Annotated in this window: 13 protein-coding genes; 7 read left to right on the top strand and 6 right to left on the bottom strand. The window is 62.7% G+C overall.

From position 1 onward, the window contains the following. Nucleotides 1-69: 69 nt before the first annotated feature. The 3 genes from AC56LG_RS10180 (at nt 70) to AC56LG_RS10170 (ending at nt 5,697) form a co-directional block, all read left to right on the top strand. A complete protein-coding gene (locus AC56LG_RS10180; RefSeq protein WP_497166002.1) occupies nt 70-2,241 on the top strand; it encodes a cyanophycin synthetase in 2,172 nt (723 codons plus the stop codon). 69 nt (nt 2,242-2,310) lie between these two features. Further along, complete coding sequence (cphA, locus tag AC56LG_RS10175) at nt 2,311-4,896, top strand: cyanophycin synthetase (RefSeq protein ID WP_497166001.1); 2,586 nt, start codon at nt 2,311-2,313, stop codon at nt 4,894-4,896. A gap of 177 nt (nt 4,897-5,073) precedes the next feature. Continuing rightward, entirely contained in the window at nt 5,074-5,697 is a 624-nt protein-coding gene (locus AC56LG_RS10170) for a LysE family translocator (protein WP_497166000.1), read from the top strand. A 15-nt stretch (nt 5,698-5,712) separates the two neighbouring features. On the opposite strand, the gene AC56LG_RS10165 is transcribed toward AC56LG_RS10170, so the two are convergent. Together AC56LG_RS10165 and AC56LG_RS10160 are read right to left on the bottom strand one after the other, a co-directional pair. Next, nucleotides 5,713-9,843, bottom strand: coding sequence for a CheR family methyltransferase (locus tag AC56LG_RS10165; protein WP_497165999.1), 4,131 nt, complete (start codon nt 9,841-9,843; stop codon nt 5,713-5,715). A gap of 159 nt (nt 9,844-10,002) precedes the next feature. Continuing rightward, nucleotides 10,003-10,383 (bottom strand): hypothetical protein, encoded by a 381-nt coding sequence (locus AC56LG_RS10160; protein WP_497165998.1) that lies wholly within the window; start codon nt 10,381-10,383, stop codon nt 10,003-10,005. 158 nt (nt 10,384-10,541) lie between these two features. On the opposite strand from AC56LG_RS10160, the gene AC56LG_RS10155 reads away from it, so the two are divergent. From AC56LG_RS10155 to AC56LG_RS10140, 4 genes are all read left to right on the top strand, one after another. Further along, complete coding sequence (locus tag AC56LG_RS10155; protein ID WP_497165997.1) at nt 10,542-10,988, top strand: response regulator; 447 nt, start codon at nt 10,542-10,544, stop codon at nt 10,986-10,988. Between the two features lie 361 nt (nt 10,989-11,349). Continuing rightward, entirely contained in the window at nt 11,350-12,570 is a 1,221-nt protein-coding gene (locus AC56LG_RS10150) for an AAA family ATPase (RefSeq protein ID WP_497165996.1), read from the top strand. After that, entirely contained in the window at nt 12,570-13,202 is a 633-nt protein-coding gene (locus AC56LG_RS10145; RefSeq protein WP_497165995.1) for a DUF4276 family protein, read from the top strand. The genes AC56LG_RS10150 and AC56LG_RS10145 overlap by 1 nt, the downstream gene beginning before the upstream one ends. 359 nt (nt 13,203-13,561) lie before the next feature. Beyond that, on the top strand, nt 13,562-13,807 hold the full coding sequence (locus AC56LG_RS10140; RefSeq protein WP_497165994.1) for a hypothetical protein: 246 nt from the start codon (nt 13,562-13,564) through the stop codon (nt 13,805-13,807). On the opposite strand, the gene AC56LG_RS10135 is transcribed toward AC56LG_RS10140, so the two are convergent. From AC56LG_RS10135 to AC56LG_RS10120, 4 genes are all read right to left on the bottom strand, one after another. Then, the gene (locus AC56LG_RS10135) at nt 13,804-14,055 is read right to left on the bottom strand and encodes a hypothetical protein (protein WP_497165993.1); all 252 of its coding nucleotides are present in this window, start codon (nt 14,053-14,055) and stop codon (nt 13,804-13,806) included. The genes AC56LG_RS10140 and AC56LG_RS10135 overlap by 4 nt on opposite strands. Nucleotides 14,056-14,174: 119 nt before the next feature. Continuing rightward, nucleotides 14,175-14,573 (bottom strand): DUF1353 domain-containing protein, encoded by a 399-nt coding sequence (locus AC56LG_RS10130; RefSeq protein ID WP_497165992.1) that lies wholly within the window; start codon nt 14,571-14,573, stop codon nt 14,175-14,177. Next, complete coding sequence (locus AC56LG_RS10125) at nt 14,570-15,217, bottom strand: glycoside hydrolase family 19 protein (RefSeq protein ID WP_497165991.1); 648 nt, start codon at nt 15,215-15,217, stop codon at nt 14,570-14,572. The genes AC56LG_RS10130 and AC56LG_RS10125 overlap by 4 nt, the downstream gene beginning before the upstream one ends. Next, complete coding sequence (locus tag AC56LG_RS10120; protein ID WP_497165990.1) at nt 15,214-15,447, bottom strand: HP1 family phage holin; 234 nt, start codon at nt 15,445-15,447, stop codon at nt 15,214-15,216. Before AC56LG_RS10120 ends, AC56LG_RS10125 begins: the two co-directional genes overlap by 4 nt. Nucleotides 15,448-15,581 lie beyond the last annotated feature (134 nt).

Below are 15,581 nucleotides of genomic sequence, written 5' to 3'. Positions count from 1 at the left end.
GCACAGGCAGGCAAACATAGGCAACGCCATCATGGTGAACGAGCGGACACTGTGGGCAAGAATCATTACATGACAAAGAAGAATGACATCAAGTTTCTCCGTGTAACTCACCTGCGCGGTCCGAATATCTGGACTTATCGTCCGGTGATCGAGGTCTGGCTCGACATTGGCGAGCTGGAAGACTTCCCTTCGAACAAACTGCCCGGCTTTAACGAGCGCATCACGAAGCTGCTGCCCGGCCTGGTCGAGCACCGCTGCGGCATCGGCGAGCGCGGCGGCTTCCTCGAACGCCTCGAAGGCGGCACCTGGGCCGGCCACATCCTCGAACACATCGTGCTCGAGTTGCAGAACATGGCCGGCATGAAGACCGGTTTCGGCAAGACCCGCTCGACTGGCCAGCACGGCGTCTACAAGATGGCCTTCCGTACGCGCGACGCCATCGTCGGCCGCGCCGCCCTCGATGCCGGCCATCGCCTGATGATGGCTGCGATCAACGATGAAGCCTTCGACATGGCGGGCACCGTGTCCGCCCTGACCGACCTGGTAGACCGCTACTGCCTGGGCCCGTCCACCGCCAACATCGTCGACGCCGCCACCGACCGCCGCATTCCCTCGATCCGCCTTACCGAAGGCAACCTGGTCCAGCTCGGCCACGGCGCCGCCCAGCGCCGCATCTGGACCGCAGAAACCGACCGCACCAGCGCCATCGGCGAATCGATCGCCAGCGACAAGGATCTGACCAAAACCCTGCTCGCCTCGTGCGGCGTGCCGGTGCCCGAAGGCGCCCTGGTGCGCAGTGCCGAAGCGGCATGGGAAGAAGCCCGGGACATCGGTCTGCCGGTGGTGGTCAAACCGGTCGACGGCAACCATGGCCGCGGCGTCACGCTCAACCTCATGACCGAATCCGACGTCCACACCGCCTACGCCATCGCCTCGGAAGCCGGCGACAGCAGCGCCGTGCTGGTCGAGCGCTTCATTCCCGGCAACGAACACCGCCTGCTGGTGGTCGGCAAGCAGGTCGTGGCGGTGGCGCGCGGCGAATCGCTGTGGGTGACGGGCGACGGCGCGTCAAACGTCACCGCACTGGTGGCCAGCCAGATCAACACCGACCCGCGCCGCGGCGAGACCGAGGAACACCCGCTCGGCGCCGTCAACGTGGGCGACAACGAAATCCTGCTCGACCTGAAGCGCCAAGGATTGACGCCCGACTCGGTACCGCAGGATGGCCAGAAAGTGCTGATCCAGCCGAACGGCAACGTCTCGGACGACGTCACCGACCTGATCCACCCGGAAGTGGCGCACGTAGCCGCCCTGGCGGCGCGCGTCGTCGGCCTCGACATCGCCGGCATCGACCTGGTGTGCAACGACATCTCGAAACCGCTGGCCGAACAGCGCGGCGCCATCATCGAAGTCAATGCGAGTCCGGGCCTGCTGGCCCACCTGAAGCCGGGCAGCGGCCAGCCGCGCAACGTCGGCAAGGCGATTGTCGCGCACCTGTTCGCCGAGGGCGAAAGCGGCCGCATTCCGGTCGTCGGCGTCACCGGCACGCTCGGCACCAGCCTGATCACGCGCCTGCTCGGCTGCCTGCTCAACGCCGCCGGCAAGCACGCCGGCGTGGCCAATGGCGAAGGCCTGTACCTCGACGGCCGCCAGGTCCACAAGGGCGACTGTACCGGCTTCGCCGCCGGCGAGCGCCTGCTCATCAACCGCAACGTCGAAGCGGCCGTGTTCGAGTCGAACGCGCGCAGCATCCTGGCCGGCGGCCTGCCCTACGACCGCTGTTCGGTGGGCGTGGTGACCGACATGGGCAAGCTGGACGACGTGACTGAATTCCACATCAACGACGACGAAGCGCTGGCCAATGTCGTGCGCAGCCAGGTCGACGTGATCCTGTCGAACGGTTCGGCCGTGCTGAACGCGGCCGATCCGGAAGTGGTCAAGCTGGCCGAACTGTCGGATGGCCGCGTGATCTTCTACGCGATGGACGAGTCCAATCCGGTCATGGCGCAGCACCGCGCTGCCGGCGAGCGAATCGTCTTTGCGCGCGACAACCGCATCGTGCTGGCCGACGGCGCCGACGAGACGGTCCTGCTCGACCTCGGCAAGATCAAGCCGGCCACGGTCAAGCATCCGGCCAGCGTGCTGGCGGCGACGGCTGCCGCCTGGGCGCTGGGCCTGGAGCACGACCTGATCTGCGGCGGCCTGCGCGCCTTCGATGCCACGAAAAAAACAGCTTATTAATTGATTAATTGGCAGTGCCGGTTCGCCGGACCCGGGGACAGCCTCCCCACATTAAAGGAATGACGGTTTATGGAAGTATCTCGCGTACGGGCCTTGCGCGGCCCTAACCTCTGGAGCCACCACACCTCGGTCGAGGCGATCGTCGCCTGCACCCCGGAGGAAGAATCGATCGCCAGCCTGCCTGGCTTCGAGTCGCGCCTGCGTTCGCGCTTTCCCCAGCTTGGGCCATTGCAGCCCTTCGGCCACGAAGAAGATGCGCTCGACCCGGTGCCGATGGCCGAAGTACTGGAAATCGTGGCCCTGGCCCTGCAGGCTGCGGCCGGCTGCCCGGTCACCTTCAGCCGCACCACCGCCACGGTCGAAACCGGCATCTACCAGGTGGTGGTCGAATACTCGGAAGAAGACGTCGGCCGTCTGGCGCTCGACCTGGCGCAGCAACTGATCGCCGCCGCGCGCAGCGACGCGCCCTTCGACCTCGAAGCGGTGCTGACCCAGCTGCGCGACCTCGACGAAGACGTGCGCCTCGGCCCGTCCACCGGCTCGATCGTGCAGGCCGCCGTCGAACGCAACATCCCGTTCCGGCGCCTGACCGAAGGCAGCCTGGTGATGTTCGGCTGGGGCAGCAAGCAGCGCCGCATCCAGGCCGCCGAGATCGACGCCACCGGCGCGATCGCCGAAACCATCGCCCAGGACAAGGAGCTGACCAAGCGCCTGCTCGACGCCGCCGGCGTGCCGGTCCCGCTCGGCCGCACGGTGGTCGATCCGGATGACGCCTGGGCCGCCGCCCAGGAGATCGGCCTGCCGGTCGTGGTCAAGCCAAAGGATGGCAACCAGGGCAAGGGCGTCACGGTCAACATCACGACCAAAGAACAGATCACGGCTGCCTTCCACTCGGCGTCGGGCTTCCGCGACGACATCCTGGTCGAGCGCTACCTGCCGGGCCACGACTACCGCCTGCTCGTCATCGGCGACAAGCTGGTCGCCGCCGCGCGGCGCGATCCGCCGATCGTGGTCGGCGACGGCGTGCACACGGTGCGCCAGCTGGTCGACCAGGTCAACCTCGATCCGCGCCGCGGCAACGGGCATTCCACCTCGCTGACCAAGATCCGCTTCGACGACATCGCGCTCGGCAGCCTGGCCAAGCAGGGCATGAACGCCGACACGGTGCCGGCCAAGGGCCAGCGCGTGGTCTTGCGCAACAACGCCAACCTGTCGACCGGCGGCAGCGCCACCGACGTCACCGACGACGTCCATCCGGAAGTGGCCGAGCGCGCGATCGCCGCCGCGCACATGGTGGGCCTGGACATCTGCGGCGTCGACCTGGTCTGCGACAGCGTGCTCAAGCCCATCGAAGAACAAGGCGGCGGCATCGTCGAAGTCAATGCCGCGCCGGGCCTGCGCATGCACCTGTCGCCCTCGTTCGGCAAGGGCCGCGACGTCGGCGGCGCCATCATGGACACGCTGTTCAAGGATGGCGACGATGGCCGCATCCCGGTCGTCGCCGTTACCGGCACGAATGGTAAAACGACGACGGTGCGCCTGATCGCGCACCTGCTGGGCGCCTCCGGCCTGCGCACCGGCATGACCAACACCGACGGCGTCTACATCGAAGGGCGCCGCATCGACAGCGGCGACTGCAGCGGCCCGCGCAGCGCGCGCAACGTGCTGCTGCACCCCGACGTCGACGCCGCCGTGTTCGAAACCGCGCGCGGCGGCCTGCTGCGCGAAGGCCTCGCCTTCGACCGCTGCGAAGTGGCGGTGGTGACCAACATCGGCGCTGGCGACCACCTCGGCCTGAACTACATCACCACGCTGGAAGATCTCGCCGTGCTGAAACGCGTGATCGTCCAGAACGTCAAGGCCGGCGGCATGGCCGTGCTGAATGCGGCCGATCCGGTGGTGGCCGAGATGGCGGAACACACCCGCGGCGACGTCACCTTCTTCGCCCAGGATGGCGGCCACCCGTTGATGGCGATGCACCGCGCCCAGGGCCGGCGCGTCGTCTACGTGGAAGATGCGCAGCTGGTCTGCGCCCAGGGCCGGAACGAGACGAAGATCGACCTCAAGGAGGTGCCGATCACCCGCGGCGGCGTCATCGGCTTCCAGGTCGAGAACGTGATGGCCTCGGTGGCCGCCGCCTGGGCGGTCGGGCTGGACTGGGACAAGATCCGCCTTGGCCTGAAAACGTTTGTGGGCGAGAGCGACAATGCGCCGGGCCGCTTCAACGTCTTCGACTACCGTGGCGCGACCCTGATCGCCGACTACGGCCACAACCCGGACGCGATCGCGGCGCTGGTGTCGGCGGTCGAGAACATGCCGGCCAAGCGCCGCCTTGTTGTCATCAGCGGCGCCGGCGACCGGCGCGACCAGGACATCACCCAGCAAACCGAAATCCTCGGCCAGGCCTTCGACGACGTGCTGCTGTACCAGGACCAGTGCCAGCGCGGCCGGCCGGATGGCGAAGTCGTCGCCCTGCTGCGCCAGGGCCTGACTGGCGCCACCCGGACCAGCCACGTCGAGGAGATCAATGGCGAGTTCATTGCGATCGACCGCGCGCTGGCCAGGCTGAGCGAGGGGGATTTGTGCCTGATCCTGATCGACCAGGTCGATGAGGCGCTGGCGCATATTGCGAAACGCGTCGCGGAAGCAAACTGACGCCTCTGCATATCGTAACGTTTGCCTCTGCGACGTAAGGTGGGCGGGTCTCCCGCCCACGCGTTCAACTAACGCATAATGTGCTGGTCTGGCTGATCTCGCACTGGCTGAACGCGTGGGCGGCGAAGCCGCCCACCTTACGTCCCTCCGCTTAACCGCCCAACCAACCTCACTCCCATGCTCGCACCCGAACAATTCTTCGGCTTCCTGCTCGCCGCCCTCCTCCTCACCGCCTCCCCCGGCCCCGACAACCTGATGGTCCTCGGCCTGGGCATGTCGAAGGGCCGCAAACAAGGCATGGTCTTCGGCCTGGGCTGCGCGCTCGGCTGCCTGAGCCATACCTTCCTGGCCGTGATCGGCGTCAGCGCGATCATTGCCGCCTCGCCCACCGCGTTTACGCTGCTGCGCATCGGCGGCGGGCTGTACCTGGTCTACCTGGGGATCGGGGCGCTGCGCAGCCAGGGCGGCCAGGCAGCGAGCAAGGACACAGGCACGCAGTCGCTGCGCAGCCTGTTCATGAAGGGCTTGTTGGCGAACGCCATCAACCCGAAAGTGGTGCTGTTCTTTCTCTCCCTGCTGCCGCAGTTCGTGATCGCGGCCAACGGCAACGTGCCGGGCCAGATGCTGGCGCTGGGCCTGACCTTCACGCTGCAGGCAGCGGTGCTGTTCGGGCTGCTCGGCTATTTTGCCGGCGCCGTGGGCGCCTGGCTCGAGCGCAAGCCCGGCGCCGGCAAATGGCTGGACCGCCTGGCCGGGACCGTGTTCGTCGCGCTCGGCGTCAAGCTGATCGTGTCGCGTTGATGGGACATATCCCGGTCAGGATGCGTCCGGCGCCGGCCGCCGCGGCAGCAGCTCGGCCACGATCGCATGCAGGCGGTCGATCGATACCGGCTTGCCGAGATGGGCCGAGAAACCCGCGCCGCGCGTCCGTGCGACATCGTTGTCGCGCCGTACGCCGCTGACCGCGATCGCCGGCAAGGCGGCCAGCTTCGGATTGGCGCGGATGCGCTCGATGAACGCATAACCGTCCATCCCGGGCATCGAGATATCCGAAATCAGCAGGTCGACCTGCTCGCGCTCCAGGAAAGCGAGCCCTTGCTCGGCACTGGTGGCGCCGAAAACGATCGCCCCGCTCACCTCGAGCAGCGACTGGAACGCGGTCAGCATCTCCTCCATGTCATCGACCACCAGCACGCGCAGGCCCGCCATGCAGTCTTCGGCATTGCCCCCGCCGCCCGCCGACAGGGCGGCGCCGCCGTGGAGCAGCGGCAGCCAGAAGCTGAAGCGGGCGCCCTTGCCGACGCCTTCCGAGAAGGCTTCCACACGCCCTCCGTGGAGCGTGACAATCTCGCGCACCAGCGCCAGGCCGATGCCCAGGCCGCCTGTCGAACGCGTGGTCACGGAGACGCTCTGGCCGTACATGTCGAATACGTGCGGCAGGAAGCTCGGCGCGATGCCCTGGCCGGTGTCGGCCACGTCGACGCGTGCCAGGTCGGCATCGCGTTCGAGCCGTACTTCGATACGCCCGCCCCCCGGGGTGAACTTGACCGCATTGCTCAGCAGGTTCATGAGCACCTGTTCGATGCGCACCAGGTCGGCCTGCACGTACAGTCCCTCGGCCTGGTTGACGAGTTCGATTTGGATCTCGCGCGCGGCCGGGTCGGCACGCTGGACGTCGACGATCCCCTGCAGCATCGGCCCCAGCGCCACCGGCGCCATCGCCAGCGACAGCTTGCCGGTACGTATGCGCGACATGTCCATCAGGTCGTCGATGATCTTGGCCTGGCTGAGCACCGCGTTGCGGATGATGGCGGCGGCGCGCATGAACGGCGCCGACTTGCGGATTTCCGGCATGCGCGAGAGCAGCTCGACGTTAATGTTGATCATGTTCAGCGGATGGCGCAGTTCATGCGACATCACCGACAGGAACTCGTCCTTCATTGCCGCCGCGTTCTGCGCTTCCTGGCGCGCCGCCCGCTCGCGTTCCAGGCGCCCGGTGGTGGGGTGCTCGTCGTTGAATTCGCGCTCGGTGACGTCGCGCGCAATCTTCACGTAGCCGTGGAAGCCGCCATTGCGCAGCGGGGTCGTGACGCCGCTGCAGAAGAAGCGGCTGCCATCCTTGCGCAAGTGCCAGCGTTCGTCCTCGGCGCGCCCGTCGCCGCGCGCACGCGCGAGTTCCCCGGCCGGCACGCCGGCGGCCACGTCCTCGGGCACGAACAGGCGCGTCGTGTGGTGGCCTTCCATTTCCTCCAGCGTCCAGCCGAACAGGTGGGCCGCGCCGCTGTTCCAGCTGGTGACGCGGCCTTCTTCGTCCATCGTGATGATGGCGTAGTCGGCGGCGCTTTCGGCCACCATGCGCATGCGCGCCTCGCTGGTGCGCGCCTTTTCCTCGGCTTCGCGCCGGGCGGTAATGTCGAAGAAGGTCATCACCGCGCCTTCGATGCGGTCCTCGTTGGTGCGGTAGGGCAGCATGCGCACGATGTAATGGCGGCCCTCGATGCTGCGCACTTCGCGCTCGACCAGGCGCAGCGTGTCGAAGCTGGTATTGACGTCCTCGGCCAACTGGTCGTAATCGAGGCGGTGGGTCAGGTCGAGCAGCGAACGGCCGATGTCGGACCCGATGATCGAGAACAGCTCGGCCGCGCGCGGCGTGAAGCGCTTGATGCGCAAACCGCTGTCCACGAAAATCGTCGCGATGTCGGTCGAGGCGATCAGGTTGTTCAGGTCGTCGTTGGCCTTGCCGGTCTCCTCGACCTTCACCTTCAGCTCGTAGTTGACGGTGACGAGTTCCTCGTTCACCGACTGCAGCTCTTCCTTGCTGGTTTCCAGCTCTTCGGTGGCCGAGCGCAACTCTTCGTTGATGGCTTGCAGCTCCTCGTTCGAGGCGCGCAGCTCTTCGGTGGAGACTTCCGCGCTCTCGATCGTTTCCTGCAGCTGGATGCGCTTGCGCTGCAGTTCGGCCTCGAGCTGGGACAGCACCACGTCCTGGCTGCCGTTCGGCAGCAGCCCCGCCGCCTGGTCGGCCGTCTGCTCGACATGCTTGAACAGCACCAGCAGGAAGTCGGTTTCGGCCTCTTCGTCGCGGAACGGGCGCACCGTCATGGCGACGGTGCCGAGCTCCTTCCTGTCCGGCAACTCGATCGGGCGGCACTCGACGCTGACCGCGTTCTGTGTCGCCTGGTAGATCCCCGAGCGCAATTCGAGCCGCAACTCCGGCAGCACCAGGGCCAGCAGGTTGCGCGACGGCTCGCCGCCGCCCATGCGCAGGTAACGGCCGACCTCTTCCGACATGTGCACGATATTGCCCTCGCTGTCGATGACGGCCGAAGGCGGTGCGAACTGGGCCAGCGCGCGCTGGTGCAGCTCGGTATACGAAAAGCGGCGCTTGCCCGGCAACTTCACGCGCATCGGGTCGACCAGGCGCGTGGTGGCCGCCGCCCCATGGTGGGGCTGGTACTGCAGGGTACGGGTGCCGCCGCGGGCGCGGTAGATGCGGTTCTTCTTGTCGACCGGGATGAAGAATTCCGCGACCGACTCGGCCGACTCCGAGCTCCCCAGGAACAGGTAGCCGCCCGGTTTCAGCGCGAAGTGGAAAGTCTGCAGCACGCGGATCTGCACCTCGCGGTTCAGGTAGATCAGCAGGTTGCGGCACGAAATCAGGTCGAGGCGCGAGAACGGCGGATCGCGCAGCAGGTTGTGGGCTGCGAACAGGACCCGGTCGCGCAGCGTCTTGCGGATCCGGTAGCGGTCGTCTTCCTTGGTGAAATACTGGCGCAGGCGCGAGGGCGTCACGTCGGTGATGATCGATGCCGGGTAATTGCCCGCGCGCGCAGTGGTAATGGCGCGCTCGTCGATGTCCGAGGCAAACACCTGGAAAACAGGGGGATGTTCCGACAGCGCCGCCTGGTCGGCCAGCAGCATGGCCATCGAATACGCTTCCTCGCCGGTGGCGCAGGCCGCCACCCAGGCCCGCACCTCGTCGGTCGGCCCCTTGTCCTTGAACAGGTCGGGAAGGATCTCGCGTTCGAGCGACTCGAAGGCTTCGCGGTCGCGGAAGAAATTGGTCACCCCGATCAGCATGTCGGCCAGCAGCGACTTGTACTCGGCGCTGTTGGAGGCGAGCACGTCGCGGTATTCGGGCAGGGTGCGGACTCCGCACACCTGCAGGCGCCGTTCGATGCGGCGCAGGACGGTCGCGCGCTTGTAATGGCGGAAATCGTGGCCGGAGTGGTTCAGGAGCATGCCGATGATTTCCTGCAGCGCACTTTCGGCGGCCACGGTATCGACCGGCTCGCTCACATGGGCGACCGGCTGCTCGCCGTCGCCCGCCGGCGGCAACTCGATGGCCCGTGCATTGTTCCACAGCTCCATCAGCTTTTGCGGCATCTCGACCACGGGCAACACGAAATCGACCGCGCCGGTCAGGATCGCGGCCGCCGGCATGCCGTCGTGCTCGGCATCCTCCGGCAATTGCACCAGGGTGACGCCGCCCTGCTCCTTGACCCGCGCCAGGCCGACGGCCCCATCGGCCCCGGTGCCCGACAACACGATCGCGATCGCGCGTTCGCGGTGGGTTTCGGCCAGGGTTCGGAAGAACATGTCGATCGCGATGTGGCGGCCGCGCGGACGTTCGAGCTCGTCGACCAGCAGCAAGCCGTCCCGCATCGCCATCTGCTGGTTGGGCGCGATCACGTACACATGGCCGGATTCGATCTGCACACGCGAATTGACCTGGATGACGGGCATGCGCGTGGCGCGCTGCAGGATCGCCGCAGCGGAACTGGGGTGCTTGGGCGACAGGTGCAGGACGACAACGAAGGCCATTTCGTGCACGGCCGGCATGTTCTCGAACAGCTGCAACAGGGCCGGCAGGCCGCCGGCCGAAGCGCCGATGCCGACCACGGGAAACGCGAGCGTACTGCGGACAGTGCCGGCTGACATGGGCATGCTGGGCGCGTCGGCGGATTCGGACATGTTTTCAGAGCGATAGATGAAATGCCAAGTTTAGACTATCCGTTATGTATTTTGGCTGGAATGTGAAAAAATTTATATCTTTTTCTGGCGCTTGCTACTGAAATCGGCCCCGCGCTCGCTCCGGCTACCGGCTCAGCTCCCGAAATAGCGCAGTTCGAAGTCGAGCGCCCACTGCAGCTTCGAGGACGACAGCGGCGCCCGGATGGTGGCGTCGCATTCGCCCATCCAGGCCTCGTTGGCGGCCTCGGGCGCCTGTTCGTTGAAGCCGACCACGGCGCTCCCGGGTGCGACCGCGCGCAACTCCTGTACGAAACTGCGCTCGCCCCCCGGCTGTACCGTGCCGATACTCGTGAGAATGACGTCGAAGCGCACCGTGCAAAGCGCCTTGAGCGCCGCGCGCCGGCCGGCCGCGCTAACGGCGATGTGGCCCATGGCGCCGAGCAGGCGGCGGATGTCGGCCGGGTCGTGCGCCGAAGGGTGGATGACGAGGATGGTTTTGCGTTGGGTAGCCATATACATGGGTTTATGGCTGTTTTGCCGATATCAAGGGCGCATGCCCCCTTTATTTTGCCGAGCTGCCATCAGGCATGACCATGCGGCAGCAAAACGTGTCGGAACGGCACGCCCGCTGGTCTATAATCGTTATTCTGTTGATACATCATGGAGTCGCCGTGCACGGTACGCCGCATGTCCGCTGGTTGTCGAACGCCGTCCCACCCGGGGCCATGGGTGCGCGGGCCGATGAAAAAGATGCCGGCGCCGGCGCGGGCCTGGTGCGCAAGGTGCTGGTCGTCGACGACGAAGCCGACCTGGCCGACCTGGCCGACGCGCTGCTCACCAGCCGCGGCCTCGACGTCGTGGTCGCCAACTCGGCCATGGAAGCGCTGCGCATCCTGGAAGGGGACAGCGATATCGACGCCGTCTTTTCCGACATCATGATGCCTGGCATGAACGGCCTGCAGCTGGCCGACGCCGTCAGCGAGTTCTTCCCCCGCATCAAGATCGTCCTGACCTCGGGCTTCACGGTGCCGGGCATGCTGGCCGACCGCGAGCGCAGCTACCTGTTCACCACCAAGCCCTACCGGATCGAGACCATCATGAAGCTGCTGCGCAGCTGAGCAGCCGAAGGTTGTAGAATGGCGGTCCTGGTACGGCGATCCGTTCCTGCCTTCCCGAATACAACCCACATGACCACCGTCCCCACCGAAATCAACGCCGCCGCGGCCCGCGCAACGTCCGAAAAAGTCACCCCGATGATGGCTCAGCGTGTTCTCCTACTAGAGGAGTCTAGAAGCCCGGAAAGTTACGCCAAATGCTACGCGGAGACAAGTTGGTCGATTGTGTTAGATCAGACTTTTTTCTGCAGCCAGCTCTCTCTGCAAGCCTAATAGCGTACACTATTAAGCAATACGCGTTGCCATTTCATCAATGACATGGTATTTGGTGACGAAGTCCGCAACCTTGACTATAAGAAAATCCATGCTTTCAGATATCAGCATTAGGCAATTTCGTTCTTGCCGAAATGTTCACTTAGCCAACATTCGTGATGTACTTGTGCTTATCGGTCGTAATGGCGCCGGTAAGACAAACATTTTAAAAGCGATTGAGTGGGCTTGTAAATTTGCTTGTCACGGCCTAGAGACACCCTCGTCTCAAGCGCGGCAGGCTAAAAGCCTGGAAGACGGAAGTGTAGGGATAACATTTTCTATCGAAGGCACTTCATACCGATATGAAGTAAGCAAAATAACGAAATACACTGTGCGGGACCGGACGCTGCCTGAAAGTACCACATCTATCGATGAGCGGGTGTACCTATGTACTGGGAAAAGCAATAAACTCATTATCCACAGGACCGGCGAGTCCTTGAAGCTCCATGGTCCTAAAGCTGGAGAAGAGCTCGTAGTTGAAATATCAAGAACCGTGCCCTGCATTCTTGCGATCAATGCATTATTTCCGGAGGATAGCTACTTTAGGAAGATTGCAAGTTCCCTGTTAGGATTTTTTTCTTCGATTCAGTATTACCCCTTACACAATTTCGATGAAACTATTGACGAAGTTTTTGTCCTCGGGAGAAACTATTTAAAGTGGCTTAGTGAGAAGTCGAACGAGCCGGATTCGCTCTCGTCGGTATTATATAAAATTGTAGACCTAAAACTTAACCGGCCTGAAAAATTTTCTGAGTTGGTGCATTTGATGGGCTCAAACGGCCTAGGACTAATTGAAGACATTCATATTGCTGAATATCCGATGGGTGGTAGCGCTGATTCGTCTGGCACATCGAAAGACAATTCATTCTACTTCATCACTTTTTCGCAGCCGACCTCAACTGGAATGTACCAGTTTTCGGTCAACGATTTATCATTTGGAACAAAGCGCCTTCTGTTTTTGGTGGTCGCTATGCTTTATGATAAAGCATCGGTCGCATTGCTCGAGCAACCTGAAGATGGAGTGCACATTGGACTTGTGGATAAACTCGTTCCGCTATTTAGATCATACGCAGAGCACTCACAGTTCGTGATAGCTAGCCACTCAACAACTATCCTGAACCGGGCACAACCTGAGGAAATCTACTTCATTTCAAAGAAAGACGGCGCGACAATGGCACGCGCCCTTAGCCAGGAAGAACTCTGCATTGCAGAGTCGTATTTGCGCGAAGAAGGATCGCTTTCAGATTTCGTTGGCATGATTGGGGACGACTGATGTACGGAGTTTTAGGTGAAGATGAAACAGATATCGAAATGCTGAAAGTTTTGATTCGCCGTATCTCAGGAATTGCAAATCTAAAAATCCGAGATAAGCCCTATGGGGGATGTGGCGACTTGCTCAAGAACGCACATAAAGACATAAAGGTTTTGAAGTCTCTGGGCTGCACACGCTTTGTAATTTGCTATGACTCTGATAAAGAGTCTCCTCAAATTCGATACCAAGAGATTGTCAGTAAGATTATCAAAAAATCCGGCGTGGTTGCATCGTATTGTGCTTTGGTCCCTGTGCAAGAGATCGAGGCTTGGCTATTAGCTGATCCAAGTGCCGTAACTCGTGTGATTAGCTCAGTAAGAATCACCAAAAGGTTCGCCAATCCCGAAGCCGAACCTGACCCAAAAGAACTCCTAGAACGACTTTGCAGGCGGTCAGATAGCAAGCCGCGTTATACAAACACGTTCCACAACAAAGGCATTGCTGAGCATCTGGACTTAAAAGCACTTGCACGGGCATGCCCATCCTCGCTTCCCTTGTTTGAAATGGTTCAAAGCGGGATCGGGAACTACCCGCATGTAACGCATCCTAATCATGCTCAACGTGTTAACTCTATCGTAGCGGCAATTAAATAATTTAAGCCCATCAATTCTTAAAGATTATAAATTTATTACCACAGGCCAGACTTAGTATTGTAAGCAAAAGCTTTGATGTGTCGCTTTATAGCAGTAAGATCATCAGCTTGGGAACCCGTATCTAAAAATGGCTCATCCATGCGGGTTGCACCACAAATCCGCTCCACAAAATAGAAGATTTCGACCTCCCGAAAGCCGCTATCCATGCGGGCCTGTTTCGTTTTGTAGAGCAGATTTTGCTACCATACGAGCCCACTTACGCGTTGCAGCGGTAGCGGCTCGTCGGTGTAAACATGAAGATCCAGTGTTGATCAAGAAGCAGAAGCAGCCGAGTATCGAGTTCGACCCCGAAGACGGTCTTGCCGCAGATGATCGCGGGGGCTGGCGACGATCAAGAGCGCGTGCTGGTCATAGAATCACCGCTCAGTGAACTGTTCGACGAAACGATCAGGGTGTATCGGGAACCCGACTGGCCCGGCCAAGTGCTAGTCAATGAAAGGCACCGCGCCTTCTTCGAGGCAGTGAACCAGTCGCTGGCCGAGGTGATCGCAAGGATCGACCAGATTAAGTTCGTCGACCTCGATGACGGCGAGGACAGGAGCTAAGCATTGGGTGGCAGCCGCGGGAACTCCGTTACGCATGGCTCATCCTTGAGCCGTTCACGCAGCGTATCGAGTACCTCACCCTGCGGCCCAGGCAGCGTCGTCAGCATGCGCTGCAGCTGGTCGGCATACAGCACGAGCGATCGAAGGCGCGCGATCTCCCACAGGAGCGCACGCACATCGGGCGAGTCAGGATTGCGGTCCTGGATCTCCTGCAGGGTTACCTTGGGCAGCGGTTCCTTGAATCTCATACACGGCTTTTACTGGATGGGCATCCAGTATAGCAGCCGGGAATTGCACGCTCCGTCCATCTTGGGTGCTGAACAGGTGCAGATCGCCGTGCGAAGTGGCCAGGTGGAATTCCATCAGATCACCATTCGCTTCCAGGCTCTACCTGGGCCGGTGCGGGCGCGTAGTGCGACGAGCCGCCCACGCGCACGCCAGCCCACATCAGCCAGCGGCGCCAGGCCGGCACGCCGCTCACTTCTGACGCCTCCCGCAACACCTCATCAGCGATCTTGCGCGACACCAGGCGCGAGCTGTACAGCCAGTCGTGCACGACGGCGGCCGAGCGCGCGGTATCACCGGTCAGCAGGTACACGACCGGCAGCCGCGGTACCGATGCGAGGTCGGTCTGGAAGCCAGCTGGCACGGTGATCGTCTGCTTGGCCGCGTCCGATTCGTAGACCAGCGGCTTGCACAGGATCCAGCGGCCGTCGTCCTGGTCGGTTGCTGCCTCGAGCGCGCAGCGGGTCAGAAACCTGCTCATGCCAACGCCTCCATGAATCGGTCGGTGATACTGCACCGCTCGGCTAGGCCAATGTCGCCGCCGTTCACAACGCGCGAGAGCGCGATGATCTTGCCGGCGTCGGCGAGAAGGTTGAGGCTGGTCCCTGTACGGTTACCCTCGTGCCAGAACCAGGCGGCGGCCAGGCAGCCGACGTCCGGCCGCGACAGCAGGTCCGGCGACGTCACTAGGTCGTAACCGATCGCGATGCCGCAGCGGCGGTAGTTGTCTTTGCCGGTCAGCTGGATCGGGCCGCGGCCGCGGTACCGCCAGCCGTCACCCGAATGGATCGGGCCATTGCCGAGCCGGCTGCCGTAAGCAATGTTGGCGATCATCTCCTGGTCGGCTTTCTGCTCGCCCGGGATGTACCCGAGCTTGTCGGCCTGGGCCCGGGTAAAGCGGCCTTTGAAGCCGGACACCGTCATCAGCGCCTCGGGCCGATAGTTCAGGTTCTCGATCATCCGGGTCAGGCCCTGCGATTCATGCAGCAGCTGGCTGACGAAAGCGGCCTGGCGTTTTGGCGTGGTGATGCTGAAGCGCGTCATCGCATTGTTCAGGTGATCGATGAAGAGTGCCGCCGTGCCGGGGCGGACGTGGCCAATGGTAATGAGCTGTTCGAGCTTCACAGCGGTACTCCCAGAGCGGCAAGACGCGCTTTGCGCTCACGCTCCTCGAGGTCCGCCTGACGCTGTTCGCGCGCGTCCTTGCGGTAGGTGTAAATGGCATTCAGCGCGAAGGTCAGCAGCGCGGTGACGATGCCGGCGATGATGCCCCACTGGGCCAGGGTCAGCGACGCCCCGATTGACACTAAACCACCGGCATAGCTGGTCAGCCCGGGGGCGTTTATTTTGCTCATTGGAGGCCTTGTACGCGTTGCACTTTGTTGGAGTGAATGCGCTGCGTGGCCACTGGGACTTTAGGCGCATTCGATGAAAGAATGGCCCCACGTTAACAATTGCATTGTCTCAATTCTCGGAAAATTGAGACAAT

This window comes from Telluria sp. ZB2R32, assembly GCF_059685715.1.
The sequence above is the reverse complement of the archived record's forward strand: the minus strand, read 5'-3'. Positions and strand labels throughout refer to the sequence as shown.

Excerpts from the sequence above, each read along its gene's own strand:
- AC56LG_RS10180 (WP_497166002.1), top strand. The coding sequence starts at position 70 with ATGACAAAGAAGAATGACATCAAGTTTCTCCGTGTAACTCACCTGCGC.
- cphA (WP_497166001.1), top strand. The coding sequence starts at position 2,311 with ATGGAAGTATCTCGCGTACGGGCCTTGCGCGGCCCTAACCTCTGGAGC.
- AC56LG_RS10170 (WP_497166000.1), top strand. The coding sequence starts at position 5,074 with ATGCTCGCACCCGAACAATTCTTCGGCTTCCTGCTCGCCGCCCTCCTC.
- AC56LG_RS10165 (WP_497165999.1), bottom strand. The coding sequence starts at position 9,843 with ATGCCCATGTCAGCCGGCACTGTCCGCAGTACGCTCGCGTTTCCCGTG.
- AC56LG_RS10160 (WP_497165998.1), bottom strand. The coding sequence starts at position 10,383 with ATGGCTACCCAACGCAAAACCATCCTCGTCATCCACCCTTCGGCGCAC.
- AC56LG_RS10150 (WP_497165996.1), top strand. The coding sequence starts at position 11,350 with ATGCTTTCAGATATCAGCATTAGGCAATTTCGTTCTTGCCGAAATGTT.
- AC56LG_RS10145 (WP_497165995.1), top strand. The coding sequence starts at position 12,570 with ATGTACGGAGTTTTAGGTGAAGATGAAACAGATATCGAAATGCTGAAA.
- AC56LG_RS10135 (WP_497165993.1), bottom strand. The coding sequence starts at position 14,055 with ATGAGATTCAAGGAACCGCTGCCCAAGGTAACCCTGCAGGAGATCCAG.
- AC56LG_RS10130 (WP_497165992.1), bottom strand. The coding sequence starts at position 14,573 with ATGAGCAGGTTTCTGACCCGCTGCGCGCTCGAGGCAGCAACCGACCAG.
- AC56LG_RS10120 (WP_497165990.1), bottom strand. The coding sequence starts at position 15,447 with ATGAGCAAAATAAACGCCCCCGGGCTGACCAGCTATGCCGGTGGTTTA.